The sequence below is a fragment of the Candidatus Profftia tarda genome (genome assembly GCF_904848675.1).
GTDB lineage: Bacteria > Pseudomonadota > Gammaproteobacteria > Enterobacterales > Enterobacteriaceae > Profftia > Profftia tarda.
The window spans coordinates 254,700-274,781 of sequence record NZ_LR890047.1 but is presented as its reverse complement, the minus strand read 5'-3'; the positions used below and the strand labels follow the sequence as shown (position 1 = coordinate 274,781).

The following is a 20,082-nucleotide window of genomic DNA, read 5'->3' as shown; positions in this document are numbered from 1 at the left end:
CAAGTTGCGGTTTAAAGGGTTCTCTTTACCTGCCATACCCCAATACATCATTAAGGGTAAATAATCAAATAAAAATAAAAAATAAAACGTATAATTCTCATCAGTTTACAGACCCTACTCTTAATGTTAATAGTATAAATCAAGAGACTAAAATCAGGCAAAGATAGAAAAAATAATACCAAGATAGTACTTAATGAATATAAACGTCATCTCATGATAGAGATTTTATAATTATTACATATAAATTTATAAAAAGCATATTACATAATATAATTTGCCATTAATATATGATCGGCTCAGTACTACTAGAAACCGATCTTATAATATCCTAGTGCAGTAATGTATTTTCTTATATAGATATTTTATGATTCGATTCAAGGACCTTGCTGATATTATAGCAATATAATATGTATTCTAACAAAAGATACGTTCATGTTGATTAAGCATATTCTATTTTGACGCGGTGCTTATGGAATTTCATTATTTGCTTAATAATCTTAACAATAAACAGCGGGAAGCCGTTGTAGCTACGCGTAGCAATATTTTAGTACTTGCTGGGGCAGGAAGCGGAAAGACTCGGGTACTAGTGCATCGAATAGCATGGTTACTTTCAGTAGAAAAATGTTCTCCGTATTCTATTATGGCGGTTACTTTTACCCACAAAGCTGCTAATGAAATGCGCAATCGTCTTACTAACTTAATTGGCACTAAACAAAGCGGAATGTGGATTGGTACTTTCCATAGTTTGGCTAATCGCCTACTGCGGGCTCACCATGCAGATGCGAATTTGCCATATAATTTTCAAGTTATTAACAGTAATGATCAATTGCTCTTAATAAAACGCATTGTTAACATGCTACATATGCAAGAAAAAGAGTACCCTACGCATCAGGGCATGTATTACATAAATAATAAAAAAGATGATGGATTACGCCCACAATATGTAAAAACCCATGGAAATCCGGTAGAAGAAAAATGGCTTAATCTATATTATGCTTATCAAGCAGCTTGTGATCGTGCTGGTTTAGTAGATTTCTCAGAACTTCTCCTGCGAACTTATGAACTATGTCTTAATAAGCCGCAAATTATTCATGATTATCGCAAACGTTTTACCAATATCTTAGTAGACGAATTCCAGGATACTAACTGTATGCAGTATTCCTGGATTCAAATGTTAGCTGGTCAGACAGGCAGAATAATGATAGTAGGAGATGATGATCAATCAATCTATGGTTGGCGAGGAGCAAAAATAGAGAATATCCAGCGATTTATGAATGATTTTCCTAGCTCTGAAACTATTCGTTTAGAACAAAATTACCGCTCAACTAATAATATTATACAAGCAGCAAACGCCCTGATAAAAAATAATGATAAACGTTTTACTAAAAAAATATGGACGGCAGACAACAGTGGGGAAAAAATTTCTCTTTACCGAGCATTAAATGAACTAGATGAGTCCATCTTTGTCGTTAATAGTATAAAGTCCTGGCAAGATATGGGCGGATCTCTGAAAGACTGTGCTATTCTATATAGAAAAAATATTCAATCACATGCATTCGAAGAAGCTATGTTACAGATGGAAATGCCATACCATATTTATGGTAAGCAAAGATTGTGCGAACGCAAGGAAATCAAAAATACGTTAGCTTATTTACGGCTAATTTCTAATAGTAATGATGACGATGCTTACGAATGCATAATCAATACGCCATCCCGCGGTATAGGAGGTCGTACGATTGATATAATTCGCCAAACAGCGAGCGATCGGCAATTGACGCTCTGGCAAGCCACACATGCAATTATTCAAGAAAAAATTTTAAATAAACGAACGTCTCAAGCTCTCAAAGATTTTGTTGATCTGATTCAAAAAATGGCTAATAAGATTTCTGATATGCCGCTACATATACAAATAGATCGTGTAGTGCAGTATTCTGGTTTACGTCAAATTTATGAGCAGGAAAATAACGATAAAAACCAGGAATGTATAAATAGCCTAGAAGAGCTTTTTATAGCAATGCATCAATACAAAAACGACAACGAAAATCTACTTCCATTGCAATCTTTTATAGCAAATTCAACCTTTTACGCTAACGAAAAACAGATAAAAAAAACTCAAGATGCTGTTCAACTCATGACCTTGCATTCATCTAAAGGGCTTGAATTTCCTCTAGTTTTTCTTGTAGGTATGGAAGAGGGATTAATCCCAAACCAGACGTACTTAAAGAAAGATAAATGTGTAGAGGGAGAGCGCCGTTTAGCTTATGTAGGTCTCACTAGAGCTATGCGCAAACTTACAATAACTTATGCGGAAAATCGTAACTTATATGGCAAAATAGTGTGCTATCGTCCTTCGCGTTTTATTGGAGAAATACCGGCAGGGTACGTAGAGGAAGTATATCCAAGGATGCAATTATAAAATTTCTTGGAACATAGTAACCAGCATGTGTAACCTAAAAACATCAAAATAATCAATATTATATTTTTGTGTTTAGATGTAATATGCAATTTCACTGAGTGCTGAAAAAGAAATTTATCATACTAAATAAAAATCCGACTCAGAAGATTACATGATATGATGCTTTAACAATATTGACCAAAAATGATTCATTGCACTAATACTATAGTCAAGAAACATTGTACAGATACAAAAGTTTTTATGTAAAATGAAATAATTTATAGAACTTTACCTTATTAAGTGAAATCACTAGATTAGAATATGCAGTTATTATTCATGAATGCCAAGAGAGACAATAATTACTAGAAATATCCGTAAGATATTCACTTAATTTATGTTAATAAATTGTCAATAGCACAAAGTATTTATATAAAATATCAATAAAGTAATGAATAAAATAATCCGTCAATACCATATACCTCGTAAACGTTACGGACAGAATTTTCTTATCAATCAATATATAATTGATAGAATCGTATCTGCTATTAATCCAATGCAGAATCAGGCTATGGTAGAGATAGGACCAGGCTTAGGAGCATTAACTAAAAATATTGTAAACCAAATCAGTCCAATAACAGTTATAGAAATTGATCGTGATCTGGCTGATCAACTAGCCAGGAATCCTTTGATAAAAAAAAAGGTAAACATTCTTAAGCAAGATGCTATGACCGTAGACTTTTACAAGTTATCTTGTAGATTAGGGCAAATGTTACGCATATTTGGAAACTTGCCTTACAACATTTCGACACCCTTGATATTCCATCTTTTTAATTACATTCCTGTTATTATAGATCTGCATTTAATGTTGCAAAAAGAGGTAGTAAATCGTCTAGTAGCTACTCCAAACAACAAGAACTACGGTCGCTTAACTATTATGACGCAATATTACTGTCAGGTTATTCCACTCATGGAGGTGCCTCCAAAGGCGTTCCGTCCGGTACCAAACGTTAACTCTTCTCTGGTTAGATTGATTCCACACAAAATAATTCCATATCCGGTCAAAGATATACTTCTGCTACGCAATATTACTAAATCAGCGCTAAATCAGCGCCGCAAAAAAGTGCGTAATAGTTTAGGTCACATGTTCACCACTAAACAACTAACCTTGATAGGCATAGATCCTGACCAACGCGCAGAGAACATATCTATCGAGAGCTACTGTAAACTTACAAATTGGTTGTGTGAACAAAAATAAATTGAATTTTATTAAGCACTTATCATTTTATGAGTTGCAATATATCTCTTGCTCTTTAAAAATTAAAATAAGACTGCATGTATTTATTCATGTATCAAAATTAGACTATTCGGCAAAATATCATCCTATGATAAATCAATAATATACAATTAATTATTATTTATGATAAATGCTTAAGAGAGCAGAGGATTGTTAGAAGTATAACCCTCAGGAAAAAGACAATGAGTGCTTAATAGTATTGATAAATGATGAAAACAGGTATTTGTCTCTTTTAATGTATGAAGATCCTACTGATCAGTAGTAGCTACTGTGACATAGTATATTTAAGATATAGTGAACTTTGCAGTACAAAAAATGATCATTTTATTTTTAAGCTTGTAGAAGACGTTTAAATAAATTGTAAATTAAGAATAATCAAGCTGAATTTCAAAAGAAAAGGTCTTATCTTTTAAATAAAGATAAACTTAAGGAGATCACACAAGCAGATACATCATTACAGCTACATTATAATTAGGGCACAGGTGTTCCTTATATATCATTTAACTTAGACAAACTAAGGAATATCTCTCTAAGTCTATAGGCATGATATTTATTGACCTGCCCTATAAATAAATTCTAGTATTGTATCAATAGGATATTATAGTCAAAATAACAGCAGAGAGCAAAATATAAATGTCTACATTATTGATTGGCGATATCCATGGATGTTATAAGGAATTTCGTGCTCTATTAAGACAGGCAGAGTTTAACCCTCTTCATGATACTTTATGGTTAACTGGAGACTTGGTAGCGCGAGGACCAGACTCTATAGAGGTGTTACGATACGTAAAATCACTAGGTAATAGCGTTCGGATAGTACTGGGTAATCATGATTTGCATCTTTTAGCAGTTCACTCAGGAGTCATCTCTAATCAAATAAGAGATAAAACTGCCAAAATACTAGAAGCTCCTGATGTTGACATTCTACTCAACTGGTTGCGTTGCCAGCCACTTATTCAGATTGATAGCGCACTTAAGCTAGTCATGACACACGCGGGTATCAATCCTCAATGGGATCTTGAGACGGCACATCTTTGTGCCAAAGAAGTAGAAGCTGCTCTTGTTAGCGACAGATATTTTATAGTCTTAAAGACTATGTACGGCGATTTGCCTAACAAATGGGCTCAAGATCTAACTGGGTTGAGTCGCCTAAGGTTTTTTATCAATACTTTAACCCGAATGCGCTACTGCTTCTCAGGTGGAGACTTAGATATGATTTTTAAAGATTCTCCTAGAATGGCTCCCTCAGAGCTAAAACCATGGTTTAATTTCCCGAACAAGATAATAAATACAGGATACTCTATAACATTTGGTCACTGGGCATCCTTAGAAGGTCAAGGCACTCCGCCGCTAATTTATCCTCTTGATACTGGTTGTTGTTGGGGAGGTAAATTAACCATGCTGCGTTGGGAAGATAAAAAGTACTTTACACATTCCTGTTTACATATCAAAGATGTAAAGTAGTATATTATAGTGATATATTACTCTTATTAATTATGAATATTTTAAAATATAAAGTTAATTCATGAAATGAAGCATAGAATACCTTAATTTATGCAGAGACAAGCAGTCCTGATTAATCAACATGTACCTTACTCATCCCTGACATTATCATCTCTATAGTATCATTAAAATCCAGTATGCTATAAAATTGAACATTTACAAATAATTAAAAGCCCTTATGATGAGATTAAGAATCACAGTGCTAAGTGTCATACTTTATGGATTAATTAATACCCTAGAATGCTAGAATTAACAAATAACTTCTGCAGTTCATTATGCATATGGTTTTAATATACTGATATGTAGATAATTTACTTAATTTAATAATAAAAGAAAAAATAATTAATTCTTCTTAAGAAATATAAAGAGATTTAGCGGATCTCTTTGAGATGAATAAAACTATTTTCTGCACGATACTATCTCTTGCATTAATTCTAAAATTATTGAGCGTACAAATAATAAAATAAATAAAAGTCTATTCTGTTTATATTAATGTCTGGCATAGAAAACGTTTTGTACTTCTCTCATCCTGATATAAGATTACCTAACTCTGTTTAAAAATTCAACAATAGAAAAACCTGGTTAAATCAGAATATCTGCTTTATCCAGGTTTAAATAGAATAAAAGATATCGTTATTCTAGCGTATAAACTTATCCGGAATAACTGAGATTATTTTATAGTATCATTAAGTATTACTGATAATCACGTATTCTACAAATATATACAGCACTTTTTTTAATAAGTATCAGCATTATTTCGTCTTTTAAAAAGTTATTTAAAATAATAAAACATACAATATAAGAAGTCAATATATTGAAATTACTCGTGCTTAGTACAAGTAAAGTAGACACTGAAAGTAGATTATATTCTAACAACTGACTTATAAGAATCATCCCGAATCTGAAACTAAAATAGTCAAAGTATTGATTTTATAGATTGAACTTGATGTAGCTGAATATCAACTATTAATTGTGCTACACAAATATAGTAGATTATATAAATTATAATACTAGAAATATAATATCTTTCGATAACTAGAAACATTCAATAGTGATTAATTTTAGACAACAATGAGATAATAGCTACTTTAACTTGAATAATATATTAATTTTATTTTACAGCTAATTTTAGCTGATAGGTTTTGGAAAACTATTGGTAATTAGGGAGTGCAAGTGGTAATGCTATGGTAGCAAAACTCTTATTATAGCTTAATAGTCAATTAAGGATTATTACTTCCTAATAATGTGAAAGAAACGTACTAACATGTATTTATATACCCTGCTTAATCAAAGAAAGAAAAATTAATCTAATATGGTTTTTGGAGTAAAATACTAAAATATTGCGAGATAAAATAACACATAGTACTTATAAAAACTGATCAACTCAGTTGACCCCTTAATATTTTATATATAAAATATAATCCTATGCTCCGCATAGCAACCCTCAGTTGGTAGAGTAGAATTTTATTCTAAAAGCTCTTTAACCCCTTGCTAAATATTTTAGTTAGTTAATAACCAGAAAAGTATTGCATATCATACTAGTCTAAAACTCCGCATGATAAACTGCTCAATATTAATAATGCATCAGATTAAATGTTATTTTGATTTTAATAAGCTACTACAAAATATTCTCTTTAAATATATAATATTATTCATAATATTAACAGGTATTTGAGATATATAGGAAACGAACACTACTTGTATTAATTAGGATCTATTGATCCTAATACCAATAAATACTCTTTCAGAATAGTACATATTTAGTGACTAATTAATTTACAATCAATAATATACTACTGCACTATATAGAACATCTTAAGTATAAATAAAGATAGAGAATGGCTCATAAGGATATGATAGTACTTATATTGTTATTTTTAGCGTAGGATAACTATTATTTAGTATAATATATTATTAGACATTTATCAGCAGAGAAGCAACAACAAAGAAAAAGAAATTTGCTAAAATAGCTTAAGATAAGCCCTCATACCATAAGGTTAAAAGATACTGTTAATCATATGCTCTATAACTATATATTAGCATGGCTCTCATGTCAGGAAATGCTGCAAACAAATAATACAACATAACATATGAAAGTTTTAGATGAAATGATACATTTAAAGAATAAATCTAGGCTTTAGATATACTTTATTCAATAATTACAGTAATTAATCCCTTTTTATTAAAAATAATGTATTTTTATCATAATATTAATAAGAGACGCAAAATAGAGCTCACTTATATTATTTATTTAACAAGAAATTATATCATTAGCCATCTGCAGCAAAAAGAAAGAGGTATTTCTTATATATTGCTAATAGACTCAATATTTATATCTTATGTAAAATCTCAAAATAATAGCTATGACCATTCTTTCCTTTTTTATTATGTAATTCAATATATTTTGTTTTCCATAAATCTATCTCATATCTTGGGAAGTGTGTATCCCCGTGTACTTCCAAATCAATATGAGTCAAATACATATTTTTAGCAAACGGCATAAACTGAAGATAAACACTGCCACCACCAATAACTAGTATCTCTTCCTTCTCTACCGCTGCAAGAATAGCCGCCTCTGGCGAAGAAACCCAAGTAACGCGTTTATCGTTGCCTGGCTTATTGCTTAACACAATATTATGTCGTCTCCGTAAAGGACGACCAATTGATTCAAAAGTTTTGCGCCCCATAATTACTGATCTATCTAAAGTATGATTTTTAAACCACACTAGATCGGCAGGCAAATACCAGGGCATGGAATTATTAACACCGATCACACGATTTGTAGAAAGAGCAGCAATTAGACTAATATTCATTTCTAAACTCCTATTTAATAGAAATACGTGCATTACATAAGAGAATTATAAACTATATTAGTTGACAATATGCAGTCCTTGTATATACGGTGATATCACTATCATATAGAAATGGCATGATTTATTATATATCTACATTAAGATGTGTGATATCAGGATCACATATGACTGCATATGGAGATCAATTTATATTTATTTAATAAGACATGCATGCTTTCAAGAGATTACTAAGAATGATTGTAAAAATCACAAATCAAAAAATATTAAAAATATTTACTATGCAATGTCAATGTAATTTCCTAGAGAAATCACGGTTTATTAAATATTGACGAAATATTTTTATATGATGCTAAATTATAATACACTTTTTAAGTAGATATATGGCAAGAGTATACATAATCCTAATGCACTTCAAAATAAGTTGATCTAGTATATATCCTGATAAACTAAAATAGTTGTAAGAAAATAGTGGCTATATTGCAAGAATAGGATAGCTAATAGTACTATCGTGTTTAAACTTATTTCTTAGAAAAATATTACTATTAAGTAATAACTTAAATCTAAATAAGTGCTATTCAACATAAATTCTGTAATTCATTCTTGCATTAAACCAAAAGAACATAATACGAATAGCTATAAAGAAACTTTTTCTAAATATTATAAAATTTTATAGATTATATTTTATAATGATTGAAAGTAGGTGAAATTCTACCTAAAAGCATACTATAATAGAGTATTATTATAAGGTTATTGAGATTTATAAAAGATCTGAAATAGCATTTTGCTATAGCAAAATAAGTATATTTTAGACGTAGAATATTCATTATAATCAAAAAATAATCTTATATAGGTAATTATCGAGAACTTCATTATTAACCAAAATTATTAAGAATAAAAGTATGAAAAAAATTTTTTCTTTGATGAATTTAGCTGATGTCACTAAATGCCGCATTCATACTAGAGCTTTGAAATACCATTATATATGACAGCGATCTCTTTTCTAAATATTGATCGGGGCTTGCATTCGGTAATATATAAAACCGTAATTTTGACAGGATATATAATATTTATGGTGATAAATCATAAATTATACTGTGAACAAGTTTCCCGTATTATTAGCTGAAGATATTGATTTACTCTATTGAATATTTTGCTAAATCTGATCTTCAGCAGTAGATATTTATTTGCTGCAGAATACCTTGCTTCATTTTTAGAAATATTTATACTATAATGATCTGATAAAGCATTTTAGCTTTATTATCTTCTTTATATATAATGATAATTTTTCCACTAATGTTTGTAGTTATATCACAACAGTTGCTTTTTTTCCGCAATATTAGCTACAACAGATTTAATATTTTATTAATAGACTATGAAGTTTTTATGAAATTCCATATTCATGTAGATATGGTTGTATGGAGTCTATGATTCCAGTCAAACACAAGCAATATTCATAGATACTTGTATCTAATATTCATTAGCGCATTAATTTTTAATTATAGATATTCTCATTGGTACATGGAGATAGCAGAAATTGCGCATCCTTAACTAAAAATAATTGAACCACTAGCCGTATTCTTGATAACTATATTCCTAGATTCGCATCTTATCTATATTTAGGGTGATGCAAATTGTATTCTCTTAATTACAACACAAAGATCTAATCTACTGCTATCATACCTAATGGATGCAAGACGTTTTTTAAAAAACACAGTCTGTTAGATTTTCAAGGGTTCTAAAATAGATTAATTGAGAAATGGTATTATAACAAAGAATCTTTTTAAATATTATCTAGATAAGTGTCTTGTGTCTGATAAGACATTTGCTCTTTATGAAAAATTATCAAGTACACTCCATGGTCAATATGCAAGCTAATATAGGATACATGTTCTAACTTGTTCATGTCTCAATTGATCATGACTAGATTGCATCTATAATTATAGATTTAATACTCTTAAAGAGAAGTATCATCTCTTCTATGGTTTTACATAATCTAATAGAAATTTTGAGTAAAATATAACTTGACAATTGTAGAGCAAGATTAATGAAGTAAATGAATATACGATATTTCTTGTAATTATATCACTAGACTGAAAATGATAGTTAAAACAATTAATATAAATTTATATCGATAATATCTAAAGAAGTTTATTTTAAAATTTATATGATATTCAATAATAATTTTTCATATAGCCTCATAAATCCCCATTTAACCGAACTTTTGCAAAGTAAATATAATGTTCTGTTAAACATATTTTAGAAATATTAATCAACTAACTGTTGCACATATTCAAGTAACTCTTTAAGCTGAATATTTTTTTGATGGTCATTTTTATAATGAAGAGATAATTTATTCAGGCGGGAGATATAAATTTTTAACTGCTCAGGTTTTAGTGCTCGCTGGCGATGTAACTGCCAGCGATACTCTTCATCATCACTAAGAGTTTCGGGAAAATTACGCGCACGATAGCGAAACAACAGAGATACAATGCGTTTATCTTCAAATCTGATAGATAGCCTTGAAAGATCCCGAGGTAACGTTTCTCGAATAATCTGCATTGCTATTCGATCAGAATCACTGAACAATCCATCATAAAGTTGGTCATATACATTATCTGTTGCTTTTGATGGTTTAGGGCTGGAGAAAACTCTAATAACTTTTTTACGCAACTCTGGATAAGAACATAATAATTGTAAATTATACATACAAGATTTAAGATCTAAACCAAGGCGTAAGTAGCCTTCATAAGACACAGTCCTATATGGAGCCAGCACTGGGCATTTATTGATATGAATTAGTTTCAGGGGAGAAGGCAATAGTTGATGATCATTTAAATCGATTCTATTTCTGTAAAAGCGCTCACGCATGGAATCCTCGTCAAGTGTCAATAGCTGAGATACATCGCCGGCAAGATCACACGTGATAACGGTATTTTTATATTTAGGATGCCATTCAAGAGCAGTGACTAAACTTGTATTATATCTAGCTCTACCAAATAGGCTGGAAATATGCACTAAAGGCTTCATGTTAGCAATATTAATTAATTCAGAAACCTTATCTTTATTTCTTAACTCAAGCAAAAATTTGAATAAATTTGGCTGAGCCTGTCTTACTAACTTTGCAAGCTCGATAGTGGCGTATACGTCAGCCATAGCATCATGAGCATGTTCATGCTTAATGCCGTTAGATTTAGATAAATGATCAAGCTTAAAGCTCGGTAACCCTTCTGCATTACATGGCCAATTAATGCCTTCAGGACGTAAAGCATAGCAGGCGCGTATCACATCTAGTAAGTCCCATCGCGAATTACCATTTTTCCAGATATAATCATAAGGATCATAAAAATTGCGATAAAAAATATTTCTAGTAACTTCGTCATCAAAACGAATATTGTTGTAACCCATGATACAGGTGCCTGGCACACTAAACATCTGGTGTATTTGCTTAGCAAATTTAGCTTCACTAAGACCACGAGCTAAAGCAAATTGAGGCGTAATACCAGTAATCATCACAGCCTCTGGATCTGGTAGATAGTCATCCGAAGGACGACAGTAGATCACTAACGGTTCTTCAATAATATTGAAATTAGAGTCAGTTCTAACACCGGCAAACTGTGCAGGTAGATCTAGAGCAGGATTTTTACCAAAAGTTTCGTAATCATGAATAAGGAAAGTATTCTGTTGTTTTTTGTTATTCATAATAATAGAATATCTCTTATTGTTAAATGCTCTCCTGATCTTATAATATTTTTATTCATTTTATTTATATATAAATTAAATTTTTTAATAAATCTGTTGAATAATTTAGCCTAGAAAATTTTAAGTATGAATATACTTGAGTATGACTTAAAACAACAAATAAATTTATCGAAAATATAAATATATTATATATCATTATAATTTAATCCTATTATTTGATAAATTTCCCAGAAATCAAGCATATTTCTACTATTAGAAGTAGTGTCTACTTTATTCTAAAGTAATATGTTATTACATACCCGGCCTATTACGAAAAATGTTGCGCATATCTCGTGCTCTCTCCAGAGAACAAAAAAGTCTTAAGCACTATTAATATTAATATATTCCTCAATAAATAGTTTTTGTGCATTACATTATCCCACGACCAGGGAAGAAAAACTAATTACAATTAGATATAATATATTCTTAATATATTCACAATTATTAAAGCAAATTGTTTATTAAAACATAGAACTTTTCAGTTTTTATTTTCTTTATAGACATATAAAATTTTAAGCATTTATAGTAAAAATAAAAGGATCTAACAAAAATATACTATATTTTGTGAATAGAATCCCTCATAAAGATTTATTTGTCTGCTAGGTTGATGTACAAGGCTACTAAATTAGATCATTATCCTAATTTAGAGAATAGATGGTTAGTAGTTCATTTCTGATGAAATATTCACAATGATATCAGCATGCAAGAATAAATATCTTTATATTTCTATGCATATCTTATAAGAAAAAGGGGTCTGTTCTCAGAGATCCTTTCCTATTAGGAAGAGATCTTTATCTACTATTAGTTAAAAAGCAATATAGCCATGTATAGCCAAAGTTTATTTGCTATCATTTGTTTATTTTCTCATGTTATCTCTGTAGTACTTCTGCAAATAATAACAAGATTAAAGACTATTGTTCTTTCATAATACAAGATCTTAAGTATTTACAAGAAGATCAGTAGATATCAAACTAAAGGGTAAGCATTACAGGAATATAAAATAAAAGCTTTATGGTTTTTGTACTTTTTTGAAGTAGGATATATAATAATATAAGTTTAGCAGTTCAAACATTTATGTTATGACTGTGATGTTATAAATGACTTAAGAGGTTATTATAATATCGGTAAATAAGCTTATATTATTATTATAATAGAGTATAGATATTTATAAAACATAACTTAATAATATGTTATTAGGATCTTAACTTGTTATTTACAACTTATTTCTAATCTAATAAGTAATTTCTGTGTACAATAAACTGTTTAATACTGTTAAAAATAAATTTATCTGATAGATAATTAGGAATATCTATTAATTAGAATCCCCAAGAGATAAATTATTATCCTTTATAGGATGATCTGCTTTTTTATATTTTTAATATTATATCTAAAATTAAGCATATCAAATATACTAGGATAATCAAAAAATTAATCACCTAAAGATGATCATAATTACGATACCTAAAATAATAAATTATTATTAGGATAAGATCAAAAAGAGGAGTGACCCAAATCTTAATAATGGTAATGTAAATAATGTCATTTTTTAACTATAATTCTTTATTAATATCTTTAAAATTCTTACAGCATATAAATAAAATAAAAATGATAGTGTCATATAAGATGCATTAAACAAATACATAAATTAATTTTTAATCTTATATATATTTTGAGATAAAATAGAATCAAAAATAGAAATAAATTAGGAAGTTTAGTATCTATAGGAAGATATCGAATAGTAATGAGTCTTCAAAGAGTTATATAAGAGCTATCAGATCATCAATATACCAGATATATTCTTTCCTTAGCGCCATAATATACATTATTTCCAGCTCAATTATTTTACAGAACTGTGTTAACTTTATTCGTGATATCAAAATAATTCTTAGTATTTTAAATAAAATATAGTAGATGACTTAAGATAGAATGAAGATCTTACTAGAGTAAGAAGAATGATAATATGCCAGAAGAATGTCTCTTGACTAATACTAAATTTGAAGCATTGATGTTAGCAGGTGTGATTCGCTAGGAAAGTATAGAAGCATATTGATTTAGTTTCTAATATTAGGGATTATTATATCTCTTTAAAAACCCAAAGTTTTTCATATAAATATTTTGCAAAAGAGGCAAAATATATATTTTAACTATGGATTATAAGATATAGCGCGGTCTGTAATATTAATGCTATTAAATCTACAAGTGCAAGCCAATAACAACATGAATACTGAGGTATTCATGTTGAATTAAGATGATTCATTGCTTAAAGTATATCAAAGATCTTATATCTAACTTAGTATTGAATTTTATACTCAATACAGATCTCTCTCAAAGATTTGCAGTTTTATAAAAATCATGATAACAGGCTTGATTCTCTTTCACCAAAAATCTTCTCCCGTCCTTGTATAATCAGGAAAAATCTTAGTATAAGATGTCAATGTAGTTCATTAATAATTTTATTGTTTATCAGAAGATACAGGGGGATGATGATCCCTAATTTTAATTTATATTATATTCTAGATATATGTAGCCAATGATTATCTATCATTATTAATATCATTTGTCTTTTCACGTCTTAGCACTGCAATTACAAAAACAGTTTATGCTATAACAATCCATTCTGATAAAATATATATTTTATATATAGCGCTCTAGCATATTATCATACATTATAATATCAAAAAAATATGATTTACTCATGGAAAGATATATAGCATCATTTTAATTTATAAATATTGATTTTTTAATCAATAGCAATTCATTAATCTTCGTTGACATGATAGCATCATGAACATCTAGAATTAACACTAAAAACCCAAGATACTACTTAAAATAATAGAAACAACAGACATAAAACGAAAGTAATTAATATAAAGATAGATAGCATATAGTTAATAATATCTATTAATGCAGTCCATCAATATCACGTTTTCCATCAATATTTATAAAAACACTTTAATATAGTATATATTAGAGAATACACCTCTTTTTACTAAAAAATATTCATCAGATTCATTAATTAATAGAATTATATTATAGAAAATAATTTTTATAACTAAAACATATAAGATATATTATAATTAATAACTATAAAATTTATCTCTTTTATTAGTTAATTTATGAATCTTATTGATTTATAAAAGTACATTAATAAAAAATTATTTAAAATATAAATTTTATAAAAAGATATTTTCAAGTTTATTATTGATTGTATAAGAGTAAGCAATATCAAAGTAGTAAAGTTATTAGTAATAATTATCTTTCTATATTTTAAAGATATTAAAATATTACATTTATGCTATCAAATATTTTCCTTATATGCAAATATCATAAAATTATCATAAAAATTATATAGTAATTCAACAGACATAAAATATAATTCATGTAACTAGACTACAATATTATCATATATATGATATAGTACTAATTATATTAATGATATCAGTAAATCTAAAAATATCATCATATTTAACTTAATAAGTTTAGTATAAATTTTTTATATATTTGGTATTTATGTATTTTAAATATTTAACTCAGCCATATAAACTATATTTATCTTATCCTTTAATATATAACCATGTTTGTTAATAGATTAACCATGCTTTCAACAATAAACTCCTAATTGATATGTTTTAATATACCTTGTAGAAATTTAGGAATATCTTTCGGAAAGATATGTATGTTGAGTAATATTATTTATAGAGGACCACTTTCTTGTTTAGTACTCATGTATTGATTATCTAATAATTCAAGATGGATTAAGAATAAGGAAAGTCAAGAAGCATCCTGTAAGAATTTTAAAAATATTATAGGAACAATACTAGTGCGAATGATGAGATGAAGATAATATTGTCTTATTACTATTAGAGCAGCATTATATACGCCTTTTTTATCTAAATAAGTACATAGAGTATCCTATTATATGAAATTTCTTGTGTACACAATATTATTTTAGGATGCACATTCAACATATCAATTCAATACCCGATCTGATTGACAAATTAACAGACAATAAATCTCATATAGATATATAATCTAATATTTTCAGCATTTGCAGTATTACTTATCGCACTTTAGTGTTAAAGATAAACTAACTTATCCTACATGTTAGGGTATGATCAGGATAGTAATCATATGAATAAATATTCACTAACGTATACTTATTTAGTAAAAACATATAGTAATGATTATCAAAAAATCATAACACATAAGAATTGTCAGTATCGTTTGAGATATTCTTAAATAAATACATAGGCAGGATAAAAGTGATATGTCTTATATTAGATCTGCTATGAATGCATGTCTGAGAAGTAAATGCATAGATTTTATCTAGAAATAGATCAATTTTAATACTCATATACATCTTACATAATCTTTTCACTATTGTGGCACACATAGCATTTCATCGTTATTAAATAACTTTTTACGGCTTAGAACGAAATCTAATCTTTATAAAGAAAGTGGCCACAGAAACTATATTAAACATGTATTTAATATACCTATCACCTATATATGAAATTAAAATAGATATCATATTTCTATTAGATCTAGCAGATTTCATGAAATACTTTTATATGAATGCAGGACGAGAGTTCTAATATTAGAATATCCATGCGCTCTAGAATGCGCTATAAGAAGTAAACATTACTAAGAATAACAAAATTAAAATTTATAACCAAGTACAATGCTGTTCTTTCAGATAAATTTTAAATTATAAAATTTCATTCAAAAATGATAATAGAAGCCATCAAGATAGAGATTAATTATACTATCTCAAGATCATATGATGATATCATTTAAGAATTTCTAAATTATATATTATAGTGACCACAAAGATATTTACTCTATTTTAGCTAATGATATAGCTATTAACATCAAGTGATGTAAAGCACTAACTGCTTGCTGGATTTTTTCTTAAGTCATGTATCAACGCATATAAAAGTGGAGCCAGAGCAGTCAGAAAATCAGTATCATCCAGATATATTTTAAATAAGGTGCAATATTAATACAATCAGACATTGTATTAATATTAACGAAATTATTTGCTAAAAGATATTGCACTGTTATATGATTATTGCCTCAATCTTTTCCATTATCAAATCAATGTAACCTACATATCCTTTTACTACCACGAGTATCTCCTAATATCTTTTGATAAATATCTACTTTGTAGATAGGAGTTATTTCTACAATAATCAGTGAACTTAATATTATATCAATATCTGTATTACTTGCTTAATACTTGTTTGTTAAATATTTGATGATGCTCGTCACTATTAAAGTCTAAGACTATTAACAGACACCAAGTGCCTTTCTAGTAAGCATTGTTAATCATAATATTTAGGGGAGAAATAGAACACTGCTTCTATTGATTAAAGATAATCTTTGATTATTGTATTAACTATTTAAATCTCTATTAATCTTTTATCGTTTTCTGCTTGGTAATCACATAGATCTAGGGTATTTCTATTGACAAGATCCTTTTCTATTTCACGCAGAGCAATCACAGTATACTTATGATATTCTTCTTGCGCCGAATTATTTTTAGCTCCAAACTGCATTTCACGAGCCCGACGAGCAGCAACCAACACTAAGTCAAAGCGGTTACCAATTTTCTCTACAGCTTCTTGAAAAGTTACATTTGCCATGAAATTTCCTGCTCCATAAGGAGAGTAAAATGATACTAAAATTATCTTAATCTGCTAATAATTTAGTAATTAAAGGTTTATATCGCATAATCTGACGACCTAACCGAAGACGTTCAGCATAAATAATAGTCTGAAGATCGAATAAAGCTACATCGAAATTCTCATTAACAATTAGGTAGTCATATTCTATATAGTGCATCATCTCGGGAATAGCTTGCACCATTCGTTTTGCTATGACTTCATCACTGTCTTGACCACGACTGCGAAGACGAAAATTTAATTCATCTTTTGAGGGCGGTAAAATAAAAATGCTCCGTGTCCGAATATTTTTATGACGAATCTGTTGTGCGCCTTGCCAGTCAATATCAAGGAAAACATCGATCCCATTAGATAAGATATTTTGTATTTCTTTACGTGATGTTCCATAATAATTATCAAATACTTTTACATACTCTATAAAAGCATCCTGCTTAATCATCTGGCGGAATGTATCAGTAGAAACAAAATAATAATGCTCAGCATTGTTTTCGCCTGGTCTTTTAGTACGCGTGGTATGTGAAATAGATACCTGAGTATCGTGCAGTATCGGAGTTCTTAGCAATGCTTGAATTAGACTGGTTTTTCCCGCTCCACTAGGCGCGGAAAAGATATAAATAGTTCCTGAAGCCATATTAAATATTATGAAACTTGTGCTGGTTTTAGAAAATACAGAAAAGATAACTATCTATCGTATAGTAGATTACATGTTTAACATGTTACTGCATATATTTTCAATGCAAGGATTAAATGAAATGTCTTGTGTAATCATTGTGAAAACCTTTATAAATATCTAAAAAATATTTTTTACTACAATACTCAAAGTAATAGCATTTATAGAATATTCGCATATATTAAGTTAAAGTAATAGTATGATATTATTGTTATCGTATTTTTAACCTTGCTCTAGAATTATGCTAAGTAGCAATATCATATATAATAATAAGATATTAAACTTCTTTCAGCATTCAAGATTAAAAATACTGAATTCTAAGGTCATACGACGCAATCTAAAAAATTATCATCTAGAAAAATTGATATCTTGCATTTCATAAACTGAAATACATAAACTTCAGTATAATACTTAAAGTTTTGTGAGCTATACAATATTGTATAGCATAAAGAAACTGAAGTACATTTCATAATTTTATATACTATAAACTATTGAATTTTTTATTATTTTTTGTATGATCTTCTATTTTATCACTATGCCTTTCTTATTTTGATTAATATATACATTAGCATGATAATATCTGTCAATTATCAAAATATTTCTATAATAGACGACATTAATATATGACGTAATAGCATCAAATAATCATAATCAGAATAAATACTAATCACAATAGTAAGAATATAGTTTAGCTGTAATGACTGAGACATTTCGAGTTCATTATTATCGCTTGGAATCTATATTCACATTCAGAAGTATCTAGTACTCTCCCTATTTACAAGACGGTATTATATGAATTATATCACATCCTCTTTATTGATAGAAAATGAACAGTATTACTCTGTCTTAAACGATTTTAATAATATTAATAAAGATATTTTTAACTACATAGATCTTATCTATTCAACTATTTTCTATAGTTAAATATAAAACGATATTAATCTCTCCATAAACACCTGCTTCCTTTTAATAGATCAAGGCAGTGATCATGTTTGGATAATTCTTGCTTATTTGCTCTAACAACTTTTAATCTCTGAGATGTACGGACTATTTTTTGTAATTCGCCGTTTATAGATGGCATTTTCTCTTCAAGTTCTATCGAGAAATTTAAAGAGGTTTGCCCTCCTGTCATCCTTAAATAAACTTCAGCCAGAATTTTGGAATCTAGTAAAGCCCCATGCAGTTTACGTTTAGTATTATCTATTTCATATCGATTGCATAGAGCATCTAAACTATTGCGTTTACCTGGAAATAGCTGGCGTGCTATAACCAGGCTATCGGTTATTTGACAGCACTCTTCTATCGTAGGTGCATACCTATTGAGGTTGCGTAGCTCATAGTTTAAAAAACCAATATCAAATGGTGCATTATGAATAATAAGCTCAGAACCACTTATAAACTCTAGTAATTTATTGGCAATCTTAGAAAAGTTAGGTTTATCTAACAAAAATTCATTACTAATCCCGTGAATGCTATATGCTTCAGGGGTAACAAGGCGATCCGGCTTAATATAAACATGAAAATTGCTTTTGGTTAAACGTCTATTAATTAACTCTACAGCACCAATTTCAATTATCTGATGCCCTTCATAATGACATCCATTTTTATTTATACCAGTAGTTTCGGTATCAAGGATAATCTGTCTAGTCTTTATCATATCTATAATACCATTATCTGATATCTTATAATCTTGACTAACGATCAGTATATAAGAAGTGCCAAAAATATTAATATTTTATCTATGTTTATTGGGTTGTTCATCTAAATTAAGCAGGGATATAACGTGCTATGCTGCCATACACAACATAAGAATACAATGATAACGGTACTACTATAACACAAGCAAGAGGATACACTGAATAGAAATAATTATTGACCTAGTAAAGTTAACATACCCATAATTTCGTGGTATCGTCTAATTATAGGAAGTATTCTATCAAAGTTTTGCATAGTGCTTTGTTTATCAGAAACAGTATCCAGATAAA

The 20,082-nt window shown here is 28.9% G+C and carries 8 protein-coding genes and 1 pseudogene; 4 read left to right on the top strand and 5 right to left on the bottom strand.

Going from position 1 to position 20,082, the window contains the following annotated elements:
* Window positions 1-469 precede the first annotated feature (469 nt).
* From uvrD to apaH, 3 genes and pseudogenes are all read left to right on the top strand, one after another.
* A pseudogene (gene uvrD / locus KTT71_RS00675) lies at window positions 470-2,413 on the top strand (DNA helicase II); the annotation flags it as partial.
* Window positions 2,414-2,843: 430 nt separating this feature from the next.
* Window positions 2,844-3,650: a 16S rRNA (adenine(1518)-N(6)/adenine(1519)-N(6))-dimethyltransferase RsmA gene (gene rsmA / locus KTT71_RS00670; RefSeq protein ID WP_216782567.1), complete on the top strand. Its 807-nt coding sequence runs from the start codon at window positions 2,844-2,846 to the stop codon at window positions 3,648-3,650.
* A 672-nt stretch (window positions 3,651-4,322) separates the two neighbouring features.
* Complete coding sequence (gene apaH, locus KTT71_RS00665) at window positions 4,323-5,153, top strand: bis(5'-nucleosyl)-tetraphosphatase (symmetrical) ApaH (protein ID WP_216782566.1); 831 nt, start codon at window positions 4,323-4,325, stop codon at window positions 5,151-5,153.
* Between the two features lie 2,369 nt (window positions 5,154-7,522).
* Here apaH and folA read toward each other — a convergent pair.
* Complete coding sequence (gene folA, locus KTT71_RS00660; protein WP_216782565.1) at window positions 7,523-8,005, bottom strand: type 3 dihydrofolate reductase; 483 nt, start codon at window positions 8,003-8,005, stop codon at window positions 7,523-7,525.
* 1,275 nt (window positions 8,006-9,280) lie between these two features.
* Between folA and KTT71_RS03475 the strand changes: the two genes are divergently transcribed.
* Window positions 9,281-9,433 carry a hypothetical protein gene (locus KTT71_RS03475; protein ID WP_420885581.1) on the top strand — a complete coding sequence of 51 codons (153 nt, stop codon included), beginning with the start codon at window positions 9,281-9,283 and terminating at the stop codon, window positions 9,431-9,433.
* Window positions 9,434-10,270: 837 nt separating this feature from the next.
* Here the strand turns inward: KTT71_RS03475 and sbcB are convergent.
* The 4 genes from sbcB to dnaQ form a co-directional block, all read right to left on the bottom strand.
* Entirely contained in the window at window positions 10,271-11,704 is a 1,434-nt protein-coding gene (sbcB, locus tag KTT71_RS00655; protein ID WP_216782564.1) for an exodeoxyribonuclease I, read from the bottom strand.
* A gap of 5,441 nt (window positions 11,705-17,145) precedes the next feature.
* Window positions 17,146-17,388, bottom strand: a complete 243-nt coding sequence (rpoZ, locus tag KTT71_RS00650; protein WP_216782563.1) for a DNA-directed RNA polymerase subunit omega — start codon at window positions 17,386-17,388, stop codon at window positions 17,146-17,148.
* A gap of 46 nt (window positions 17,389-17,434) precedes the next feature.
* Entirely contained in the window at window positions 17,435-18,058 is a 624-nt protein-coding gene (gmk, locus tag KTT71_RS00645; protein WP_216782562.1) for a guanylate kinase, read from the bottom strand.
* A 976-nt stretch (window positions 18,059-19,034) separates the two neighbouring features.
* Window positions 19,035-19,760, bottom strand: coding sequence for a DNA polymerase III subunit epsilon (gene dnaQ, locus KTT71_RS00640; RefSeq protein ID WP_216782725.1), 726 nt, complete (start codon window positions 19,758-19,760; stop codon window positions 19,035-19,037).
* Between the last annotated feature and the right edge of the window lie 322 nt (window positions 19,761-20,082).

What these genes read in the sequence shown, in the direction of transcription:
- apaH (WP_216782566.1), top strand. Translation starts at nt 4,323, where the DNA reads ATGTCTACATTATTGATTGGCGATATCCATGGATGTTATAAGGAATTT.
- rpoZ (WP_216782563.1), bottom strand. Translation starts at nt 17,388, where the DNA reads ATGGCAAATGTAACTTTTCAAGAAGCTGTAGAGAAAATTGGTAACCGC.
- gmk (WP_216782562.1), bottom strand. Translation starts at nt 18,058, where the DNA reads ATGGCTTCAGGAACTATTTATATCTTTTCCGCGCCTAGTGGAGCGGGA.
- folA (WP_216782565.1), bottom strand. Translation starts at nt 8,005, where the DNA reads ATGAATATTAGTCTAATTGCTGCTCTTTCTACAAATCGTGTGATCGGT.
- sbcB (WP_216782564.1), bottom strand. Translation starts at nt 11,704, where the DNA reads ATGAATAACAAAAAACAACAGAATACTTTCCTTATTCATGATTACGAA.
- rsmA (WP_216782567.1), top strand. Translation starts at nt 2,844, where the DNA reads ATGAATAAAATAATCCGTCAATACCATATACCTCGTAAACGTTACGGA.
- KTT71_RS03475 (WP_420885581.1), top strand. Translation starts at nt 9,281, where the DNA reads ATGATAATTTTTCCACTAATGTTTGTAGTTATATCACAACAGTTGCTT.